This is a genomic window from Desulfosediminicola ganghwensis, from assembly GCF_005116675.2.
Taxonomy (GTDB): Bacteria; Desulfobacterota; Desulfobulbia; order Desulfobulbales; family Desulfocapsaceae; genus Desulfopila; species Desulfopila ganghwensis.
In genome coordinates, this window is sequence record NZ_CP050699.1 from 2,772,190 (window position 1) to 2,792,491 (window position 20,302).

The 20,302-nt window shown below is 48.4% G+C and carries 11 protein-coding genes, 4 pseudogenes and 1 riboswitch; of the genes and pseudogenes, 12 read left to right on the forward strand and 3 right to left on the reverse strand.

The features are described 5' to 3' along the window. Positions 1–33: 33 nt before the first annotated feature. Positions 34–1,209 carry an ISL3 family transposase gene (locus FCL45_RS11820; protein ID WP_176360038.1) on the reverse strand — a complete coding sequence of 392 codons (1,176 nt, stop codon included), beginning with the start codon at positions 1,207–1,209 and terminating at the stop codon, positions 34–36. A 269-nt stretch (positions 1,210–1,478) separates the two neighbouring features. Between FCL45_RS11820 and FCL45_RS11825 the strand changes: the two genes are divergently transcribed. The 3 genes and pseudogenes from FCL45_RS11825 to FCL45_RS25270 form a co-directional block, all read left to right on the forward strand. After that, complete coding sequence (locus tag FCL45_RS11825; RefSeq protein WP_136796438.1) at positions 1,479–1,787, forward strand: helix-turn-helix transcriptional regulator; 309 nt, start codon at positions 1,479–1,481, stop codon at positions 1,785–1,787. A 65-nt stretch (positions 1,788–1,852) separates the two neighbouring features. Further along, positions 1,853–1,990: a hypothetical protein gene (locus tag FCL45_RS11830; RefSeq protein ID WP_153305541.1), complete on the forward strand. Its 138-nt coding sequence runs from the start codon at positions 1,853–1,855 to the stop codon at positions 1,988–1,990. A gap of 15 nt (positions 1,991–2,005) precedes the next feature. Beyond that, positions 2,006–2,536, forward strand: a pseudogene (locus tag FCL45_RS25270) (bifunctional DNA primase/polymerase); the annotation flags it as partial. A 648-nt stretch (positions 2,537–3,184) separates the two neighbouring features. Next, positions 3,185–3,260, forward strand: a riboswitch (cyclic di-GMP riboswitch). 64 nt (positions 3,261–3,324) lie between these two features. Here the strand turns inward: FCL45_RS25270 and FCL45_RS11840 are convergent. Then, positions 3,325–3,531: a hypothetical protein gene (locus FCL45_RS11840; RefSeq protein WP_136796439.1), complete on the reverse strand. Its 207-nt coding sequence runs from the start codon at positions 3,529–3,531 to the stop codon at positions 3,325–3,327. Between the two features lie 256 nt (positions 3,532–3,787). After that, positions 3,788–4,026: pseudogene (gene tnpA / locus FCL45_RS25275) on the reverse strand (IS200/IS605 family transposase); the annotation flags it as partial. Between the two features lie 20 nt (positions 4,027–4,046). Between tnpA and FCL45_RS24360 the strand changes: the two are divergent. From FCL45_RS24360 to FCL45_RS25285, 9 genes and pseudogenes are all read left to right on the forward strand, one after another. Continuing rightward, positions 4,047–6,740, forward strand: coding sequence for a PKD domain-containing protein (locus FCL45_RS24360; RefSeq protein WP_136796440.1), 2,694 nt, complete (start codon positions 4,047–4,049; stop codon positions 6,738–6,740). Positions 6,741–7,075: 335 nt separating this feature from the next. After that, positions 7,076–8,241 (forward strand): annotated as a pseudogene (locus FCL45_RS11855) (IS3 family transposase). Positions 8,242–8,827: 586 nt separating this feature from the next. Continuing rightward, positions 8,828–10,534: a sigma-54 dependent transcriptional regulator gene (locus FCL45_RS11860; RefSeq protein WP_136796441.1), complete on the forward strand. Its 1,707-nt coding sequence runs from the start codon at positions 8,828–8,830 to the stop codon at positions 10,532–10,534. A 401-nt stretch (positions 10,535–10,935) separates the two neighbouring features. Then, on the forward strand, positions 10,936–12,801 hold the full coding sequence (locus FCL45_RS11865) for a hypothetical protein (protein WP_136796442.1): 1,866 nt from the start codon (positions 10,936–10,938) through the stop codon (positions 12,799–12,801). A 212-nt stretch (positions 12,802–13,013) separates the two neighbouring features. After that, positions 13,014–16,688, forward strand: a complete 3,675-nt coding sequence (locus tag FCL45_RS11870) for a carboxypeptidase regulatory-like domain-containing protein (protein ID WP_167495704.1) — start codon at positions 13,014–13,016, stop codon at positions 16,686–16,688. A gap of 241 nt (positions 16,689–16,929) precedes the next feature. Further along, complete coding sequence (locus FCL45_RS11875; RefSeq protein ID WP_167495705.1) at positions 16,930–17,514, forward strand: ester cyclase; 585 nt, start codon at positions 16,930–16,932, stop codon at positions 17,512–17,514. Positions 17,515–17,826: 312 nt separating this feature from the next. After that, a complete protein-coding gene (locus FCL45_RS11880; RefSeq protein ID WP_136796445.1) occupies positions 17,827–19,293 on the forward strand; it encodes an amidohydrolase family protein in 1,467 nt (488 codons plus the stop codon). A gap of 311 nt (positions 19,294–19,604) precedes the next feature. Further along, positions 19,605–19,748, forward strand: a pseudogene (locus FCL45_RS25280) (IS30 family transposase); the annotation flags it as partial. A gap of 131 nt (positions 19,749–19,879) precedes the next feature. Beyond that, the gene (locus FCL45_RS25285) at positions 19,880–20,161 is read left to right on the forward strand and encodes a phosphatase PAP2 family protein (RefSeq protein ID WP_167495706.1); all 282 of its coding nucleotides are present in this window, start codon (positions 19,880–19,882) and stop codon (positions 20,159–20,161) included. The last annotated feature ends 141 nt before the right edge of the window (positions 20,162–20,302 follow it).

Sequence of the window (20,302 nt, forward strand, 5' to 3'; positions counted from 1 at the left end):
CTCAGATCAGATTGATCGAATTTCCAAAGTAGTCTAACCGCACAAAAGTCGTACTCTTAACCGATAATTACCAAAATTCCTAAACCCATATGCTCTTCTTTGAATAAGTTTCATCTTTCGATGAAAACCCTCGAGAATACCATTGCTTCTATAATATCTGAACATTCTTGCGATTGGCTCCAGCCAACTTGTAATCGTTTTTCCAAGAGTTCGCATAGGTTTTAAAGGACTCGCCTTCAGCATTTCAACTCGTTCCAGCAGTTCGGGGATAAGTTTTTTACAAGTGGTATGGTTTTTACCCTTATTTCTGCATAATTCAGTCAAATCCTGAGTAAATTTCCAGAGACTTTCGATCGCCGGTTGCTGTTTAAAGTATTGTTCGAGTTTCTCGCGTTTCAGAGGTGTAAGATTCTGCTTCCTAGTGCACAACATACGAATCAAGCCACCTCGTCCCCAGGCGAGATTCTCCTCATCTATGAGTTTGCAAGCTTTGGCGAAGTGGTGATTTATTAGTTTGATAACGTGAAATCTATCTGTAACTATTTTTGCGTTAGGGAACCACTTTCTGACCATCTTTCGGTAGGGGGCGTGCATATCCATGCAAACAACCCGTACTCGTTCACGTCCACGAAGAGTCTTGAGAAATGACTCCAATTCAGCTTCACTACGCCCTGGCGCTACGTCAAAGACACTGTGTTTTTCAAGATTACAAAATGTAGTAACGAACCCCATGCGCTTGGTGAAACGATGTTCGTCCAGACCAAGATATCTGGGACAAAGCCGTTCGGATCGGTGACTGATGTTCTGCAGGACCATCTGGTGATAAAACCGCTCTACAGTGGCGACGCTGATTCCACTCTCATAGGCCGCGTCCTTATTGGAATAGCCGCGATTGCATTTATAATACACGCTGCTTTTGAGTGGTTCTGTGGATCTATTCCATTTTTTGATACCGTCCATACGGCTATTAAAGTATCTACCGCACTGTTTACAGTGGAATTTGTGGCAGCGAATGTGGAGGGTGACAGGGTGTCCCTGTTGTGGAACACTTTTGATCTCTCGCCAGAAGCTTGCCTTGATCCTTTTGTTTGAGCTGTTGCACTTGGGGCATAGCGTGTCTTTCTTATAAACAACCTCAAGGCGGGCTGGACGGTAACTGAGCACCTTTTTGATTGAAAATCCTGCCAGCCCGATTAATAATTTCTCCATAAATTGATCTCCTTTCTTTGGTCGGAAATTTGATCAATTTATGAGGCATACCATAATAGTTTGGTATGCCTTTTTTATCTCTGAGGATTTTTTATCCCCCTTCTTTGAGGGAGAGCCGTACTTTTTCTGTTTTTTCTACCTTCCTGATCGGATATTGCCTGACAGGTCAGCCCTCTTGCCTTTACCCACGAAAATAAGATTCGGCTTATTTTCTACGTTTCCATAAAGAAGAAATCTTTTTCCACAATTTTAAATTATGAAGGCAAGTTATGGGCAAAACTACCAACAATCAGCACGTGGACATCGAAAAAGAACAGGATGAGACGCTGAAAAAAATTATCTACGAAGCAGTTCTGGTTGCATTCAAGCATGATCGATCATTGGCCCTAGATCGCAATTACGAACCGTACAAGGAGAAAGAGGCGGCCAAACATTTAGGAGTCCAACCACAAACCATGGCAGCATGGCGGCATCAAGGCATTCGCCCCAAATATATCAAGGTGGGCTCAAATGTCAGGTATGAGCGCATAGATCTAGACGCCTGCAAAGAAAAGAAGAGGGTAAAGACGATCTATTAAAATAGAGACGAAACGACAGGGGGTCACTCGGCGTGGGCACCTTGTTGGTCAATAAGGAGATAGATATGACGAAACCTCAAAAAGAACCGCAGCTCAGGCAAGCTGTGACTACCCTAATGAATCTGGATTTCTCTGTTTTGCCGGTCAATGGCTATGACCACCCTGAAAAGCCGAAAGCGCAGATATTGTCTTCCTGGCGGTAATATCAGAAGGAGAGGCTTGATCCTGGCAAGGTTGCCTCAGTTTTTCAGGAGGGATGCAGCCTGGCAATAATATGCGGTGCGGTATCGGGGAACCTTGAGTGTCTGGATTTTGACTCCCCTGAGTTGTTTCCACATTTTCTCAATATGCTTGAAGAGGTAACTCCTGCACTTGCTGACAGTTTGATACAGGTTCGAACTCCCTCTGGAGGTTTCCATTTACTTTATCGTTGCGAAGTGAAGGTGGATGGCAATCAGAAGCTTGCCATGTCTGAGGATGGCAAAAAGACCATCATCGAAACAAGGGGGGAAGGCGGCTATTTCCTTACTGCCCCTTCTCCAGGTTATAAAGGGCTCAAAATGATTTTTCGGGAATGCCGACTATCTCTGTCGATGATCGGGAGTTGCTGCATACATTGGCGAAGTCGCTCTCGGAAGAGATGGGTCGGGAAACCGAAGGGAGACGGGCGACTCAACCTAAGAATTGCAGGCCCGGTGATATCTTCAATCAGATCCACTCTCAAGATATTCCTGATATGCTCAAAATAAGGGCTGGAAAGATGCTGGTCGGGTGGCCAAGGGTGGCAGCTATTGGGCAAGGCCGGGTAAGGACAAGGGGACCCATTCTGGAATTACGATGTTCCGAGAGTGGAGGTAGGGGGGAGAGAGCTATAGATGTACTGTGTGGGTTGGGCAGTGTATGAAGGTCCCTGAAAAAAATCTGAGGAAGCAAAGAAAACGGCATCTAGGAGTATTTATGAGGATTTGGGGGCCACTGCACCCCACAAGGTATGGACCTGAGGAGACATCCCGCAAAAGAACTTGTATACGATTGTTTTGATATGATGAATGACAGAATGGAGTACTCTGCCTGAACCGCTCACCACTGGCGACAGCGATTGGCTATAGAGATCACAGGAATACCCTAGGGTTTTCTGCCTTGGGGGGGGCCGATAGTGTCGTGGTATCAATCATGGTGCCTGACAATATCGTGCCACTAGGATGGAAAGCTGAGCCCAGAAATCTGGTTAGCCTCAGGTTTGGAGAGACATTCGTAGTGTCAGGTAGAGGTTGGCACTCACTCGTTTAAGAGATATACAGAATAAGGTCAAATTGACCTTGGCATTTTATGTGCCGCAATGTTCCCTTGACTCGAAGTAATCTAATTACGTATAAGTATATAAGTATGCTATACAAAAAAGATAAACTCAAACCTGCCGTGAGGCAGGGACGGCAAAGCTATGGACTTGCAACCGACAGCCGAGCTGCCTAATTTTACAAGGTAGTCCAGTCTATTAATTTAGGATGCGTACAGATCATTTACTTTAAGTGAATACTCAACCGCCTAGAAGGCGGCTTTGTGAACTTATGGTAAAAGTGTCATCGCGGGATCGCTGCTGTAAATTTTGTGTCGCAATGTATTGCATGATCACATCATCAATTATTAACCCATAAGCTGATAAGCGGACATGCAATTCAGCATCTACAAAAGCTATATTTCCGATATTGCTTTCTTTATGAAGACGCCACTGTACGGCAATCAATGACCATCTTAATACATTGCCGGAGCGGGCTATGAAATATCCGCAAGCCCACAATTAACGACCCCCAAATTGTTTTGATAAGCGCCTGTTTACTGAAAGTAATTTTCGTGAGGCTTTGCCTTTATTAAGACGAAACCTGATTAGACGACATCAACCAAGACTCTCCAAAACGCTTTGTGACCGTATTTACGCAGATTAGTTATCTGGTAGTGTCTGGTAATCAGTTTTGTTCTTAAGAAGACGCGTTCTTCTTAATAATCCTTCTCACAAGCTTACTGACAGATAAATGTGACGGAATCGATAAAAATAAATGCACATGATCTTTGGAGACGTGACCTTTCAATAATTCAATATCGCAAGAGATTTACAAATTTCTCTCATCAAGTCACGAGTTCGGACGGACACTTCTCCAAAGAGAACCGGTTTACGATATTTTGTAATACCGAATAAAGTACTCGCCTCGGAGCGAGGGATTTTCGCCCATTCCCTGATCAGGACATTAAAGGAGAGCAGCCATGAAATTTCCATTATCAAGTCTTTTATCTGTACGCTGTATCAATGTCTTTTTCCTAGCAACAACAATGCTCATATCCCAAATCGCGTACAGTGTCGAAGTACAAATGGCCCCTTCACATCCTGGGGAAATAGGGTTGCAGAAAGCTGGCGCCATGGCCAAGGCCGGCCCGGCTCTCAACAAGGTTTTTGCGGAACACCAAGCCCATCTCAAGGCTCAGCCAAAGCAGCACTTTACTCCCGGCAATCCCTTCCTGCAGTACGCTCCCGGTAAAATTGTCATCGATGCAGTTGCGTCAGGAGATGGCAATATTCTTCTCCATGACTTGAAAGGGTTGGGACTTAAGCAGGGTGCCAGGGCAGGTCGCATTGTTTCGGGTTGGCTTCCTCTCGGGATCATTAAAAAGGCATTAGACCTGGAAAGCCTTCGTTTCATCTCAGCCTCCTATCGTCCAGTAACCAATGCGGGCGACGTCACAAGTCAGGGCGATGTTGCCATGTATGCTGACGAGGCCCGCCGTATCTACGAGCTCGATGGTGCCGGAATCACTGTGGGCGTATTGTCAGACAGCTATGACCAACAAAATGGTGCTGCGGCTGATGTGACAAGTGGAGATCTTCCTGGCGGTATAATTAATCTCGACGATTCGGCAAGTTGCGGAAGCTTGCTTCCGGAACCCTGTACGGACGAAGGCAGGGCAATGATGCAGATCGTCCATGACGTGGCCCCTGGTGCCGGGCTTGCCTTCCACACAGCTTTTACAGGAATGGCCAATTTTTCCCAGGGTATTCGCGATCTGGCGGAAACGGCTCCCGAAGGTGGTAACGCGAAGGTCATCGTTGATGACGTGATGTATTATGCTGAGCCGATGTTCCAAGACGGAATCATTGCCAAGGCTGTGGACGATGTCGTCGCTGGCGGCGCGGCGTATTTCTCCGCCGCAGGAAACCAGGCACGGAAAAGTTATGAGCAGGACTATGTATCCAGCGGTGAACCTCTGAATATCGACAGCCTACTGTCAACCAGATTTGTCGGTATTTTGCACGATTTTGACCCTGGCGAATCGGTGGACTGGCTGCAGAGTATTAGTGTACTCAACGGCACATGCATTGTCGTCAGCCTGCAGTGGGATCAACCGTTTGGTTCTCTTGCCGGTGGAAACGGTTCGCAAAGTGACCTCGATATCTATTTGATTGATGGCGATGAGAGCAGCATGACAATCCTTGAGAAAAGTGACTCCGACAACGTCCTAAGTGGCGACCCTGTTGAGTTACTCCAGTTCTGCAATACTGCAAATTATTCCAACTTGAATCTCCTGATTTCATACTTTTTTGAACCTGATCCAGGAAGCAGTTACGATACCTGGGAACCGCCGATCCCAACATTTATGAAATACGTATATTTTGGCAGTATGACGGTCAACGAGTATGCAACCGACAGCAGTACATTGTACGGCCACGCAAATGCGGCCGGGGCTGAGGCGACAGGGGCAGCGTATTACATTGAGACCCCAATGTTTTATAATGATCCACCACTTCTTGACTACTTTTCATCGGCTGGCGGTACGCCTATTTCGTTTTCATCCACTGGAAGCCGTCTGCCAACACCAGAGGTGCGGGAAAAACCCGAAATTGTGGCCCCCAATGGTGTTGATACCACCTTCTTCTATCCGACAAGTGACAGGAACAGCAATGGAATACCAGACTTTTCCGGCACCTCGGCAGCTGCCCCCCACGCTGCAGCTGTCGCTGCGCTGATGCTTGAGGCAAACATGATGGCCACACCCGACAGTATATACACAGCTCTAGAGCAAACTGCCGTCGATATGGAATCTACTGACTTTGACTTTGACAGTGGCTGGGGACTGGTAAAGGCTGATGATGCCGTTGACGCTATCCTGGTCAGCAACATTCCTCCCACAGCTAATTTTACTTATACAACCAACTATCTGAATGTCGATTTTACTGACCAAAGCACCGATGACGGCTCAATTGTGTCTTGGAACTGGAACTTTGGGGACTACGACACCTCAACCACTCAAAACCCGACTCACACCTACGAATCTGCCGGCAGCTACAACGTCACCCTTACAGTGACTGACGACGGTAGTGCTGCAGACAGTAACACCCAGGTTGTGCTGGTAACGACACCATCTGATTGCAACTTTGATGGAATCTGTGATGCCGGTGAAGATTGCAACAATTGTCCTGACGACTGCATCAGTGGTGACGGAGTTGCCGAATGCGGTAATGGTATCTGTGAGGCCAGCGCAGGCGAAGATTGTACTAGCTGTCCGGCGGACTGTAATGGCAAGCAGGTAGGGGCGGATAAGCGTCAGTTCTGCTGCGGTGACATCTACTCCACCCCTGGCACCAACCCCGTAAGCTGTGATGATGCCCGCTGTACGGAAGCCGGTTGGTTGTGCAGTGATGCACCACCTGTAAGTTACTGCTGTGGCACTGATGGCTGCACTGGCGCTGAAAATGGATTCAACTGTGCAGTTGATTGTGGTCTGACTGAGACAATTTGTAACGATGAAATTGATAACGATGAAGACGGTTACTTTGACTGTGACGACCCCGACTGTGATGGAGATGCGTCCTGCACAAGCTGTCGGCTCAGGGGCGAATCTTGCGCGGATGACAATGAGTGCTGCTCGACTGATTGCCACCCCATAAAAGGTACCTGCAAGTAAGGGATGTTTCTTTTACAATGATCCAGAGCTGATAATGAACTGAACTCAGCGCAAATGTATTGCCTGGTGCTTATAAGGCCGGGCAATATGTTGTTTCATTGCATCGTGTCGCCAAGTAAAAGATGTATGAGGTAAAAGGTTAACCAGCAGCGGGCAGACTGCCGGTTAACCTTCTCTTACGGAATAGCCTCCAGAGCCCGTCCATCGTCACTTCAGGAAAAAAAGCTACTGAAAAGTTGCGCCATTTCAGGCGAACCGGATGCACAATTGATGTGGTAGCAATTTAATGGACACTTCGTTAAGAGTGAAATGTCAATTCTTAAGGGATGTTATCCATGAACAAACGAACCAGAAGAAAATTTACAGATGAATTCAAAGATGAGGCAGTTAACCTTATCACTGAACAAGGATATTCTATAGCTGAAGCTGCCAGAAACCTTGGAGTAAATGCAAATCTGCTAGGTAGATGGAAGAAGGAAAGAGAAAATCCAGCTGAAGAACCGGCAGAGGCAGGAGGAATGACAGCATTGCAAGCAGAACTCAAACGACTCCGCAAAGAGAATAAGCAGCTGAAGATGGAGCGGGAAATACTAAAAAAGGCAGCGGCCTTCTTCGCTAAGGAACAGGAGTGAGGTATCAGTTTATTGATACCGAGAAGGAGGTTTATCCCATCTCCTTGTTGTGCAATGTAATGCAGGTCAGCCGAAGCGGATTTTATTCATGGTCTTGTCGAGATAAGTCAAACAGGGAAAAGGATCGTGAGCGTTTGGTTCCCAAAGTCAAAGCGATTCACCGTGAGGTAAAAGGTTCTTATGGGGCTCGAAGGATCTCTGAAGAACTGACAATTGCTGGTGAGCCATGTGGCCGTGTCAAAGCCGCTACTCTCATGAAATTGGCTCAGGTGACGGCAAAACAGAAAAAGCGATTCAAAGCTACAACAGATAGTAAACACAATCTGCCGGTCGCCCCGAATTTTCTGAATCGCAATTTTACTACATCTAGGCCAGAAAGCGTATATTATTCTGATATTACGTATATCTGGACTACAGAGGGTTGGTTGTATCTGGCTGTTATCATTGACTTGTTTTCCCGCAAAGTTGTTGGATGGTCACTTAACAAGAGAATGACTAAAAAGCTTGTTATCAATGCTTTGCAGATGGCCATTTGGCGTCGTCGTCCTTCGCCAGGCTTAATCTTTCATTCTGATCGTGGCAGTCAGTATTGCAGTAAAGATTTTCAGCTCTTACTCAGAAAAAATCAGATGAAATGCAGCATGAGTCGCAAGGGTGAGTGTTGGGATAATTCAGTTGCTGAAAGCTTTTTTGGTAGTCTGAAAACTGAGCGGATATTTGGTTCATACTATCTCACTAGGAAGCAGGCCAAGTAGGATGTAATTGATTACATCGAGATGTTTTACAACAGCAAAAGACGTCACTCTTATTTGGGGTATCTCAGTCCAAATGATTTCGAAAAAGAGACGGAGTTGAAGAAAGCAGCCTAAGAAAAGTGTCCATTTTTACTTGACCACCTCATACATTTTTGGAGCAAATTTGTTACATGCCGGTTACATGAAAAACACCAAAAAAGATCAAATTAGCTCTAATTCTAGCCCTGGTCTTACCTCTCTAAGCTCACCTATGTCAATGTTAAATCATAATAAATTAATTTTTAAGTACTTTTGTAAAAATACCCACACACGGACTACGAATCCGTAGGTCGGGCGTTCGAATCGCTCCTGGTGTACCAGTTATTAAAGGGGTTGCAACCAATTGGTTGTAACCCCTTTTTCTTTTTATTCTATGCCGGTTCTTGCCTGTCGTCGATTCTTGCCTGAAGAGACATAGAAGCCTCTCATAAGGCATTCAGCTTACACCAAATGCTATTTTCTCAGCGACCCCGGATAAGGTTATGATTTCTCATTTGCGACCTGAAGCCGAGGAGAACGCACGGCACTTGGGTTACGCATCTGCTATGGAGTATTTAAGAACCATGGTGTAGCCTTAATTATAAAGGTGAAAATAGAGGTATTTCCGCGTCGACAGTAATTATCTTTCCCATCAGGATGGAGGACAACTCAAGTTAGCCTCATGAGAAAAAAAATCTTAGTGGTTGACGATGAAGAAAGCATTCGCCTTTCCTTCAGTGTGTTTCTCTCAGAAGAAGGTTATGAGGTCGGCACCGCCAGCAGCATTGAAGACGCAGTAGAGTTATTGAATAGCTGTATCTATGATCTGCTAATTGCCGATACAGGCACAGGTGTTGAGACAGGTGGAAACCTGCTGAAGACTGCAAAATTTTTACAACCTGCCACCCCGGTGGTGATGATCACCGATGATTCAGAAATTGAAGCTGCTGCAGAAGCATTTCGCAATGGTGCGTTTGATTATATAATCAAGCCAATTAACCTCGACACTTTGCTGCGGGTCGCTAAAAAAGCCCTGAAGCATAGAGCCATTGAACACGAAAAGGAACGCCGCAGGCTAAATTACGAAGCTGTTTTCAAAAGCGTAAAGGCCGGAATTATTACCGTAGACAGATCAATGATGATTACTGACATTAATGATGCGGCCGGCCGCCTTCTTGTTATTCGGCGTGATAATGCTGTTGGCAGGCATGTATCACGCTTGGCCAGTCACTGTGGCGGGAGATTTGTTCATATTGTCAAAGAGATCCTGGAGCAGAAACAAGAGCTGAACGACAGATTCATCGAATGTCATTGCATGCGGAATCCCCGCCAGGTGATCAGTCTGGCTGCCTCACCATTGTTTGGTGCGAATGAGGAACTCTCAGGTTCGGTGTTGCTGGTTCGAGATGAAAGCAGCCATCATGAACTGAAGAGCAGCCGTAAGGATTGTCATGACCTGGAGCGAATTGTCGGAAAGAGTGAAGCAATACGTCAAGTGAAGGCCCTGGTCCGGGAATTGGCAGATGTCCAGAGCACGGTACTGATAACTGGTGAGAGTGGTACCGGCAAGGGACTGGTGGCTGAGGCCCTCTACCGGCTCAGTAGCCAGTTTGATCGCCCACTGGTAAAAGTTAATTGTGCAGCACTCTCGGAAACACTGCTGGAAAGCGAGTTGTTTGGTCACGTCCGGGGCGCTTTCACCGGTGCTGTCGCCGATAGAATTGGAAGATTTGAGTTGGCTGATGGCGGTACTATCTTTTTGGACGAGATAGGTGAAATCTCACCGTGTATGCAGCTACGCCTTCTGCGGGTGATAGAATCAGGTGAGTTTGAGCGCGTTGGTGACTCAAAGACCGTCCAGATGAACATGCGAGTAGTGGCGGCTACCAATCAGGAACTGACCCAAAAAGTTGAAGCAGGAGCTTTCAGGAAAGACCTGTATTATCGTCTCAAAGTTGTAGAAATCAAACTTCCTTCCCTCAGAGAGCGACTTAACGACCTCCCCCTTTTGATCGATCATTTCCTGTATAAGTTCAACCGACTCTTTTCCAGTAAAATAACTGGATTGTCGACAAGCGTTTTGGATGTGCTCAGGTTGCATTCTTGGCCTGGCAACATACGTGAACTGGAAAATACTCTTGAGCATGCCTTCGTGCTCTGCCGGAAGGGTATCATCACAATGGACCACTTACCGCCGGGCTTTCGCCATATTGCCCGCAAAATAAATTCCACACTGGAAATAGGCGACGAAAAGATGGAGGCCGCATGTATTCGTCGGGCCCTTGTCCATGCGGATTGGAATAAAACAAAAGCCGCAGCTATTCTTGGCGTAAGCCGTCGAACTATCTACCGCAAAATTGAACAGCACAAAATCTTTCCCCTGAACTGACAATGTCGTAGTGTGACTGTGTCACAATAAAATGTGCCATGGCACGGACTGTGCCATGGCGGGAGTGTGACATGGCACAGTCTAGGGGCAATGTCGTACCGGTAATTTCTCCAGGTTCTAACTCATAACTAAATCCTAACATTTTGTTGCATCACGCCTTCTTCGATATCAGCTTACCATAAACGAAATTAAATCCCACCTGGTACACCTTTTGAATGGCTCTTAAGCAGTTACAAAGGAATCCCTGCAGAACTTGTATGTGCCTCATATCTCAGAGGCACATGTCGCTCTAATGCTCTGTGCAGACGTTTCTCAAAGATACACGGAGACTTACAGCAGACCTGGAGATGACTTGGCGAGGTGTTCACAAAAAAGTTGAACAAATTAAAAAGAGGGGGGATATGAGAAAAATCCGATCGATTTCACTGATGCTGTTTGTACTCTGCTTCATAGTTCCAGCAATGGCAATAGCTGGCAAAGGCTTCATGGGAGGCAAGGGGACGGTTGTGGCTGATGAGCCACCTGAGGACACAGGGGGGGCGGGAGGATCCGAAGGTCCAGTCAACGATAAAAAATCCGATGCGGGCAAATTGTATGGAGATCTGTACAAGGTTTTGCGCCAGGCAGGGGGGGCGGGAGATACCAAACTGGTGCCGGACGGGGATGGGAATCTTGAAGTGGGATACAACACCATCGGTGGCGAGCCTGTTCTGACAGTTATTGATCCAGAAGACCTGGATGGGAGGGCCTCCATCCGTGAGGATTATGGTTGGTACGCAAAGCTCAATGCGGATGGGACGTATGAACTCGCCCAGTCTTCCTCCCCGGCCCTTTGTGTGCAGCCTGTGGCCAGCTATGAGCGGTGGGGGGATATCTCTTCAAAGACAGGGCTGACCAAAAACCGGCTGCCGCTGATCATCACCTACGACCCAACCTGGGGAAGGTCAGAGTGTGAGGTAGGGAAACTCACTGCTGATCCTACTGTCAATCTGGCGACAGGTGAACTCACCCTCACGGTCGAACAGTACTTTATCAAGCCGGGTGGAACCTGGACGGATGCGGTTAATGGGACAGTCACATATGCCAATGGCGTGCTCTGGACTGATCTCATTGAGGAGGTGCACTTTGGTCGTCTGAACCTGAGCAGGGCCCCTGAGGCAGTGCTGCAGTCCGCCTTTGACGAGGCGATCAACACTATCAACAGCCCGGACACAGTGGGTATTGAGCTTGATGCCGCAGGGCGGATTCTGCTGGAGAAAAATGTTTATGACGACATTCGTGTTGAGTCAAACGGTGAGCCTATGTTGCTCGGCACGATAAAAAAAGCGATCGACTCGCCTCTGGAGAATGTGGCTCTGTACCTGAAGCTCATGAAAGATGGCCACCTGGTGACCCCGTCAGTTGAGCGGATGCCCATAGACCGCTCACTTCATGGGGGAATTCCGCTGTGGAAACTGCTGGAACTGGAAGACGGCCCGGCTGATGCCTCACTCAGGCCGACTATCGATATCGAAAAAATGGAAGCTTGGGGATTGAGCAACCTGGTGGATGTGTCTGCAGTAGACTACTACTCCTATTACCAGTGTACGGGCGTTGATGATGAGCCAACAGCATGCTTGTGTCCGAGTTCTGACTCGGTAGAGACTGAACATGATGGTGAGGTAATGTGCGCTGATGTGGTTGACCGCCAGCTGGCTACCGCTGCCGTCTGCCCGGCGGATGAAACATGTTTTGGTCCATTTTACGGGATAACGGCTCCCGATGGTGGCGCACCTGATGCTGCAGATCTCAGCTTCGCGGCAAGCTTTTTGGCCGCCGGTGCTGACAAAACCGGTGATATCAGTGTCGACATGATTGTGTACCTCAACTCCATCCTTGGAATCAACAAGGTGGTTGGCTACAGCAGTTATGATGATAATGGGGAACCGACAGGCGATGCAGTCAGCTATGAGGATAACCCCGTGTATTTCGATTTCAACGTGGTCAGTAACTATTCTCGTGAAAATACCTTCGCGGCTCGTGGTGCCGGGGGCTTTGTCACAGTGCTGCAAGGGGAATCTCCGGATTGGAAGGAGACTGGGGTCGAGATCACTGGGGCACAGTACGGGGAAGGAATTCCAATTTTCAATAACCTCGGCAAGGGGAGCGGTGGCTTCCCCAATGGGCAGCCGGCTGCTGACAATATCCAGGGCTTTACCCAGGAGGCGGACGATGACCTGAGCGTCATTGAATTTGTCCACACCTATCAGATTCCAGGATTGAGGTGATCGCTGGAATACGTCTCGCCATATCGGTCGACCCGTGCGCTGCCGCCCTCTTGGCGGTGGTGCACGGGTTGCCATCAAATCTTTTCTGTTCGGCATAGAATTGTTGACACCGCTCTATCGGTAGCAGGACTCTGATTGTATTGCGAACATGGAAGATGATCTATGCGGTACCGGTGATTGCTCTATTCATTCTTGCAAAAGGAGAAGATGCAATGAGAAAACATCACATTATCTATGTATTGTTCGCAATATGCTTGCTCTTGTCGGCTCTTGTCAGCTTTGCGGCAAAGCCGGTTCCGGTACCTGACGGAACCGGCTTTTTGACCGGAAAAGTTTCGATTGCCGGTTCGAAAGTTGCGATTGAGGGGGCGGAAGTGACCGCGGTCGGTACGGATGAACCGAAGGTCGCTGTCACTGGGAGTGAAGGTACATACTCTATGTATCCCATTGCCGGTGACTACAACGTCACCGCCACGGCGGCAGGCTATAACAGCCAGACCTTCTCTGTGACGGTCAGAGACGGGAGGAAATCCAAGGTCAACTTTGCACTATCTGAAGCAGTTGCTGTTACTGGCACCATCACCGGAAAAGTGACTGACGGAGATGGAACTCCGATGGATGGAGTAGAGATTGCGACCAGTTCCGGTGGCTATGGCGACATAACAGAAAATGGTGGGGAGTTTTCCATGGTTGTGGCGGCCGGCGTCTACGACCTCAACGCATCTCTTGCCGGTTATCAACCGGCAACACAGAGTGGTGTTACGGTGGAGGTAAACCAGACCGTGACGGTTGATTTTTCACTCAATGCGCTTCCTGCAGGGTTGAGCATCACCTCACTTACTGCATCTCCCGACTCATTCCAGGAGGCCTCCATTGCAGAAATCACGCTGACAGCTACTCTAACTGGCCAGGCCACCGAATATTCCTGGACACAACTTTCCGGCCCAAAAGTTCCCCTGGCTTCCGCTCAAACGACTGCAACCGCTGATGTCAGCGGCCTTGAGGTGGCCGCAGAGTGTGAACTGGTGTTCGAGCTGAAAGTAAGCGACGGGGCTGCTTGGACAGCTGAAACTGTTACGGTGCTGGTTCAACCAGTCGATATGCTGCAATACCCAGCACCGAATGTACAGCTCGGCGGATCAACCACCGCTGTTGCCCGCTTTCAATATGGAGGTGAAGAGTGGTGCCTGTTTAATATCGGTACAGCGCTCAAGGCAACTCCGGTCGGTATGAGCAAAGGAGAGGTTTACCAGATCATCCTGCCAGGCTTTGTTTATGACATTGAGATTATTGAGTACGAAGGTCTGACGTACGCTCTGATCGCCAATGGTAATGCCGGTGTGACCGTGGTCGATATTTCTGATCCTGCGACGATGGCGGTAAGGAGTGTTACGCCTGTCAACTTCTACTTTGATGATGTCATCTTCGCGGAGGGCGGCGGCGCCATTCTCTATGACAACATTTTTCAAAGCGATGCCGGGCCGGTCGTGGCCCTGGCCACGGATGGCCAGAACCTCTACATCGGCGATCACGATTTTGGCATCCACAAGACATCACTGTTGAATGTCTTCAATAATGCAACAGAGACTGCTGATGGCACATTACTTATCGACCAGGAGGTGTTGACCGTTCAATACGCCGGCGAGCATGCTTGGGGCGGTCCGATCTCGCTGAAAATGTACGGCGGCAAACTGTTTGCGGGCCTGGGTGCTCTCGGCATGGGTATTTTCGACCCCGAGACTTTGGAGCAAACCGGTCGCTACAATCTGTACATCGATGAAGCACGGATTGAGGATTATTTTGGGGGAATGGCCCTGAGCCAGACAGTGCAGGGCGATCCGGATACCGGTGATCTCTATCTCGACGCCTTCACCGGCATGCCCGATTATCGACAGGTCAACTACGAGATTGAATCAATAATGCATGCCAATGCTGAGGGTGATACCCCCTGGGCCGACTTTGAGCGGGAGGGCAAATGGTACTACGAGGCGGTCGATGTCGATGTGGCCCAGCAAGATAATCGCACAATCGCCTATATCGCATATTCTCTCGGCGGCGTTATCGCAGTCGATGTTACAGGCTTCGAAAACTTCACGGCAGAAGGGTTTCAGAGCGTTCCCTACCTCGGTTATTTCGTAGCGGTACCGGCCAATGGTCCATATGATACCGGTTCCCAGCCATCCAGCCTGTTGCCCTATGAGGGGGCCGGGATGTTGAAAGAATCCGGAGTATTGAGCGTCAACGTTCGAGACGACCGACTGTTTCTGACCGATCACTTCGCTGGCATGGTTATCCTCGAAGGTGCAGGTAGCCCGGAAAACTGGGTTGCAGATGGTGCTCCATTCAACAACGACACCGACAACATCCCAGGCAACAATGTGCCGGAATTTGAAGATGTCACCAGTTACGATATGTCGCCATGGGATTTGACCGATAACGAATCCTTGCCCTGGGCGTATTATCAAGCGCCATGTGAACTGGCGACCCGGGAACTGGAAGGGCATGGCTATGCTCTTGCCTTGATGGACAATATCGATCTCTACACTTCCGGGCAGATTGACGTGCTCGAATGCTCGACCGCCGGCGGCTTTGTTTTTGTTGATGTCACCAATATCGAGGCAGAAGTGATGACCGATCGTTTCGAAATCGCGGTCTATTTCCCTTCAACCGACGAAGTTGGTGCGGCTCCCGATGGTACTGCCACCGACACCATAGCTATCGGACATACTGACGGCATTACAGCAACCGATAATTACATCTATGTCTCAGACGGTCCTCACGGTATAACGGCTTGGAAAATCACGAATGAATCAGGTTATCCAACTGATTCTGTTCATGTTGTCGGCAACACGATCCAGGATGAATATCCTGTTGAAGTCGATGGCGAGCTGATCTATCCAGCGTCACATACGGTGCGCAATGTTATCGACCCGAGCGGAGATTACACCTGGGCGCTCTGCGTGGGAAACGGTATCCGCCGGGTGCCGATCGCTGACATCGAAGCGGGTTTGGGTGAGGTTGGCTCGCCCATGTTGATGAAATTGCATATCGACGACAGTTTCGAGCACAATGGCGATTGGGGAGTGGTGAAAAAACTCAACTTCCAGGATCAGGCCTATGACCTGGAATTTCTTGGCAACTACGCCTACGTTGCGGATGGCACCAATGGCTTGACCGTCTATGACACTTCCAAGAATCCGACTGATGCTCATAGTGGTTTTTTTGTCGGTAATATCGGCTACAACAAGGGAAGCCCACTTCTTGGCACCGCCTCGGGCATCGAACTCTGGACCGATCCTGCAACTAACAGACTCTATGCTGTTCTTGCCTGCGGTCCCTATGGGGTTGGTGTTGTTGACGTTACTGATGTCAATAACATGCAGATTGTAAAAGTCTTCGAGCCAAAAAAATATGAAGGCGATGATCTCGGCTCAGCTGACGGTCAGGCCATAGACCTTGAAGTCGTGGGTGATATAGCATACTACGGGTACGACAGCTTCGGTCTCGTTGCCTACAGCATGAATGACCTGATCAGCCCGTTACCGGCGGGGGTCGATCCAACCGAGCTTTTCAAAAAAGAAGCTGATGGGTCAGTCATTTACGACTACCGTCCGGAGTTCCTCGGTAAGTTTAAACTCCAGGAGGTTGTGGGTTATGAAGATGTTGATGGTGGCAGCGTTAAAATGACCTATACCCAGCAATCTGGAAAACTCTATTTTTATACGGCATTCGGTCATTACGGAGTAGTCAAAATCGATTTCACCAACCCGGCCGAACCGGTGTTGCTGGATGCTATTTCGACGGCGGCAGAGTGTGTGGATGTTGAAATTTCCAATGGCCGCCTTTATGTGGGCGATCACGGTGGTGGACTCGTTTTGTTTAAATAGTCGTATCCGACTCAGTCCCCCCCCAGAAACGCTCCCTGCTCAATTTCCAGGGGGCGTTTCGCCTTTAATGTAATGGAGGATGAGCTGAGTGAATGGCTGTTGCGAGACTTCGCTTCTCACTCTGTCCAGTTTGCTCAATCAAGGCCCATCCGCTATCATTGAACTAAATCACGATGTGTTGAATCGTAGAATTTGCACATTCAAACTCAGGCTTCACACCAATGAGCATATGGGAGTTCTTATGACCCACAGTGAGCAGAAAAATATAGAGGTGGTAGAGCGAGCCTTTGAAGAAGTTTGGAATGAGAAAAAAGCTGAAGCAATACCGTTGTATTATGACCCAGACTACATTGCTCACTACGATAATGATGTTATCTCAGGACGAGATCTTTGGGAGGACAGGATTTACAGCAAGATTGTTGCCGCAATACCCGATTTCCACGTCGTTCTTGAGGACATCAAGGCCAGCGAAGACACTGTTGTAAGCCGCTGGAGAGCGACCGGTAAACAACAGACAGAATTGTTCGGAATAGAATCCCCGGGCCATAAGCTCAAGCTTTCAGGCATAGCCTGGACTAAGTTGAGGGATCAGCTGATGATCGAAACCTGGAACAGCTGGAGCTTGAGGGATTTGATTCAGCGGTTGCTAACCCAGGTGCAGGAATTGAGTGAGCTGGTTCCAATTTGTTGCTATTGTAAGAAAATACGAAATGACGAAGGGTTCTGGAAGCAGGTGGAGCTCTATCTGGAAAAGCATCTCGATATATCATTAACACACGGTATCTGTCCCGAGTGTTTTGCAAAGCTGGAGTTGCCGGAGGAATAGCAAGGTTTTTTGGGCTCTTCTCTGACCAACCTCGCTGTCTTTAAAGTACACTCTCCCCAATTCACCCCTGACCGCATGGGGAGAGACGCTAACTGTTGCAACCTGTACTATCCCACGCGCAAATCAGCTGTGAAGGCATCTTTTTTCAATCAGTTTCTGCTACCAATAATTACCTGGCATTACACTGTTTGCCAGTCAGCCGGTTAACCTGAACACTGCTGAAGGCTGTTGCGTGGCTTACTTTCTCGGAGGTATCGGTACACCAGCCTCCTTACACCAGCTTCCTCTATCATCGATGTTGGGATAAAGAAAATGCGTCTGTCCCGCCCTTGGTTGCTCATACTTTCAATGCTCTTCTTCATCTTGGCCGGCCACTGCGCTGGTATTGTCGACGACACAGCTTGTGAGCCACTGGGGAACGAAAGAACAATCATCATGAATGTGAACGTTATCCCCATGGACCGGGAAATTGTGCTGGCCAGCATGGACGTCGTGATCTGTGGTGACAGAATTGTCAGCCTATCTCAAGCTGGAAAAACCACCATTCATGAAGGCGCAAGAGTTATTGACGGCACAGGGCTGTGGTTGATGCCAGGGTTTGCCGACATGCATATTCACCTGGGCCCTGCATGGTTCTCATCCGATTGGCCGGTGAACCCTCTCAAACTGTATCTGGCCCATGGAGTGACTACAGTTCGATGCCTGGGTCCCGAGCTGGATGAGAATGGCTCTGTTGACTATATTCTTTCCTGGCGCAGGAAAATCCACCAAGGGCAGCTGGCTGGTCCCACGATATATTCCTGTGGGCCAATACTGTTTGGTCCCGTTACCAACCCCGAAGCTGCAGTTAACCGGCAGGTGGAGGTCGGATATGATTTGGTAAAACTCTACAGCTACCTGACCCCAGGGGAGTTTGAGCGGGCTGTAGCAGCCGCAAGGAACCAGGGCATCTATACTGCGGGGCATGTGCCGATGATGGTTGGGCTGGACAATGCACTGCAAGCTGGGATGAATGAGATCGCGCACATTGAAGAGTTGGCCTGGGAGTTCGGCCAAATTGATCGGAGTAGAAGGGATCTCAAGGGCGGTGAATGGATTAGGTATGCAGGCAGAATGCTATACGCCTTTTTCAGAAACGATCTCAACTTTTCTATGGAGCAGATCATCAATAAATACCAGGAGCCGCTGCTGACCATTGCTGGTAAGGTCAAGGCCGCAGATGTATCTGTTAGTTCTACGCTTTTTCTAGACCAGATAATCATTGACAAATTGGCTGATCCTGAGGGGTTCCTGAACAGGCAGGAAGTGCGGCTGTTGCCCCTTTCGTACCAACAAAGAGTGGCACAGGGCAAGGATAAGCACCAGCTGATGTTCAAGGATTTCGAAGAATTCGCCAAATTCAAAAGAAATCTCGATTTGGCCTTGCTCTGGGGGCTCAGAAAAAAGGGTGCCAGAATTGTTGCCGGTACTGACTCGGGGACCGGTGGCATGGGAGTAATCCCGGGGCTATCTCTTCATCAGGAACTGCGAATAGTGGTGGATGCAGGGCACAGCCCGTATGAAGCCATCGCTATGAGCACAGTGGTCGCGTCACAAGTGACGGCGTCGATGACCGGGAAAGATGATTTCGGCATTATCACCCCAGGAAAGCGTGCTGACCTGTTGCTGCTCGGTGCCAATCCGCTCGAAGATATTGGGGCAATACAGGACATCCACGGGGTAATGGCTGCTGGTCGCTGGTATGATAAAGAGATGCTCAGCAACTGGAGAATGCAGTAAAGCGCCTTTCATCAGAAATCTTTAGATTTTATAATCTCCGCAATTATTAACTCTTCGAATTACCTCACATATGCTAACAATGGGAATTTGTGACAACTATAAAAAACTATAGTTAAGTTGAGGCGTTTAGGGTGTTAGGTTCGGGCCGTTCAAGGCCAGCTTTTGTTTCGATGATGCTATGTAGTTCATTGCAAGATAGGGGGCTTTGTTCGCACAAACGTAAAATTTTGCAGTGTGTACCGTCCATTAGTGTTATTCGGTTAATCCATGTTATCTAGTCGCAAATAGGTGTAGTAGGTCAAACTCAAAGCCCCAAGGGATTTGATATCTCAACTCTGTCTGAGCAGGAAATAGAGGATAGGATTTTATTGTTAAACCTAACGCCGAGAAAGGTACTTGGAGGGCTAACTCCCCTGGAAGCCTTTTTAGGTAAGAGTGTTGCACCTATTACTTGAACCCAGCTTTACACCGTTAATAGATAGACTTCAGTCACACAACCAGGTCCTTTTGGCAAGCACCTCTTGGCTTGGGATTTGGGCGCTGAATACCCAAGAACTCCTTTTGGCAATGGTACGTATCCCATCAGGTGGGAACTGGTTCGGGCATATCTGCCATGCCAAGTATGCATGTATCGATAGCAGTGCTGATTGCCTTATCTCTTGACCATTTAAATAGGTTCATGGGGCTTCCCGGATGGTTTTACGTGTTTGTGATGCAGCTTGGTTCCGTTCACCTCGCCTGGCACTCGGCGATTGATGGCTGCGTCAGTATCTTATCAACTGCATTGATTGGGGGGGCCGTTGGTTGCTGGCAGAGCACGGGCTATAAGCGAGAAGGGGGGAAAGGAGACAATCCATGGCAGATGTAACATAGCTTTGTGGCATAGACCAAATTTGGTGAAGTAATTATAGATAATATTCTCACGGTAATCATTTCCTGAAAAATTCTTTTCTTTAGAAAATCAAGGCAACTAATTGGCATTTATCTGCATTTTGCCTGTTTTTCTCCT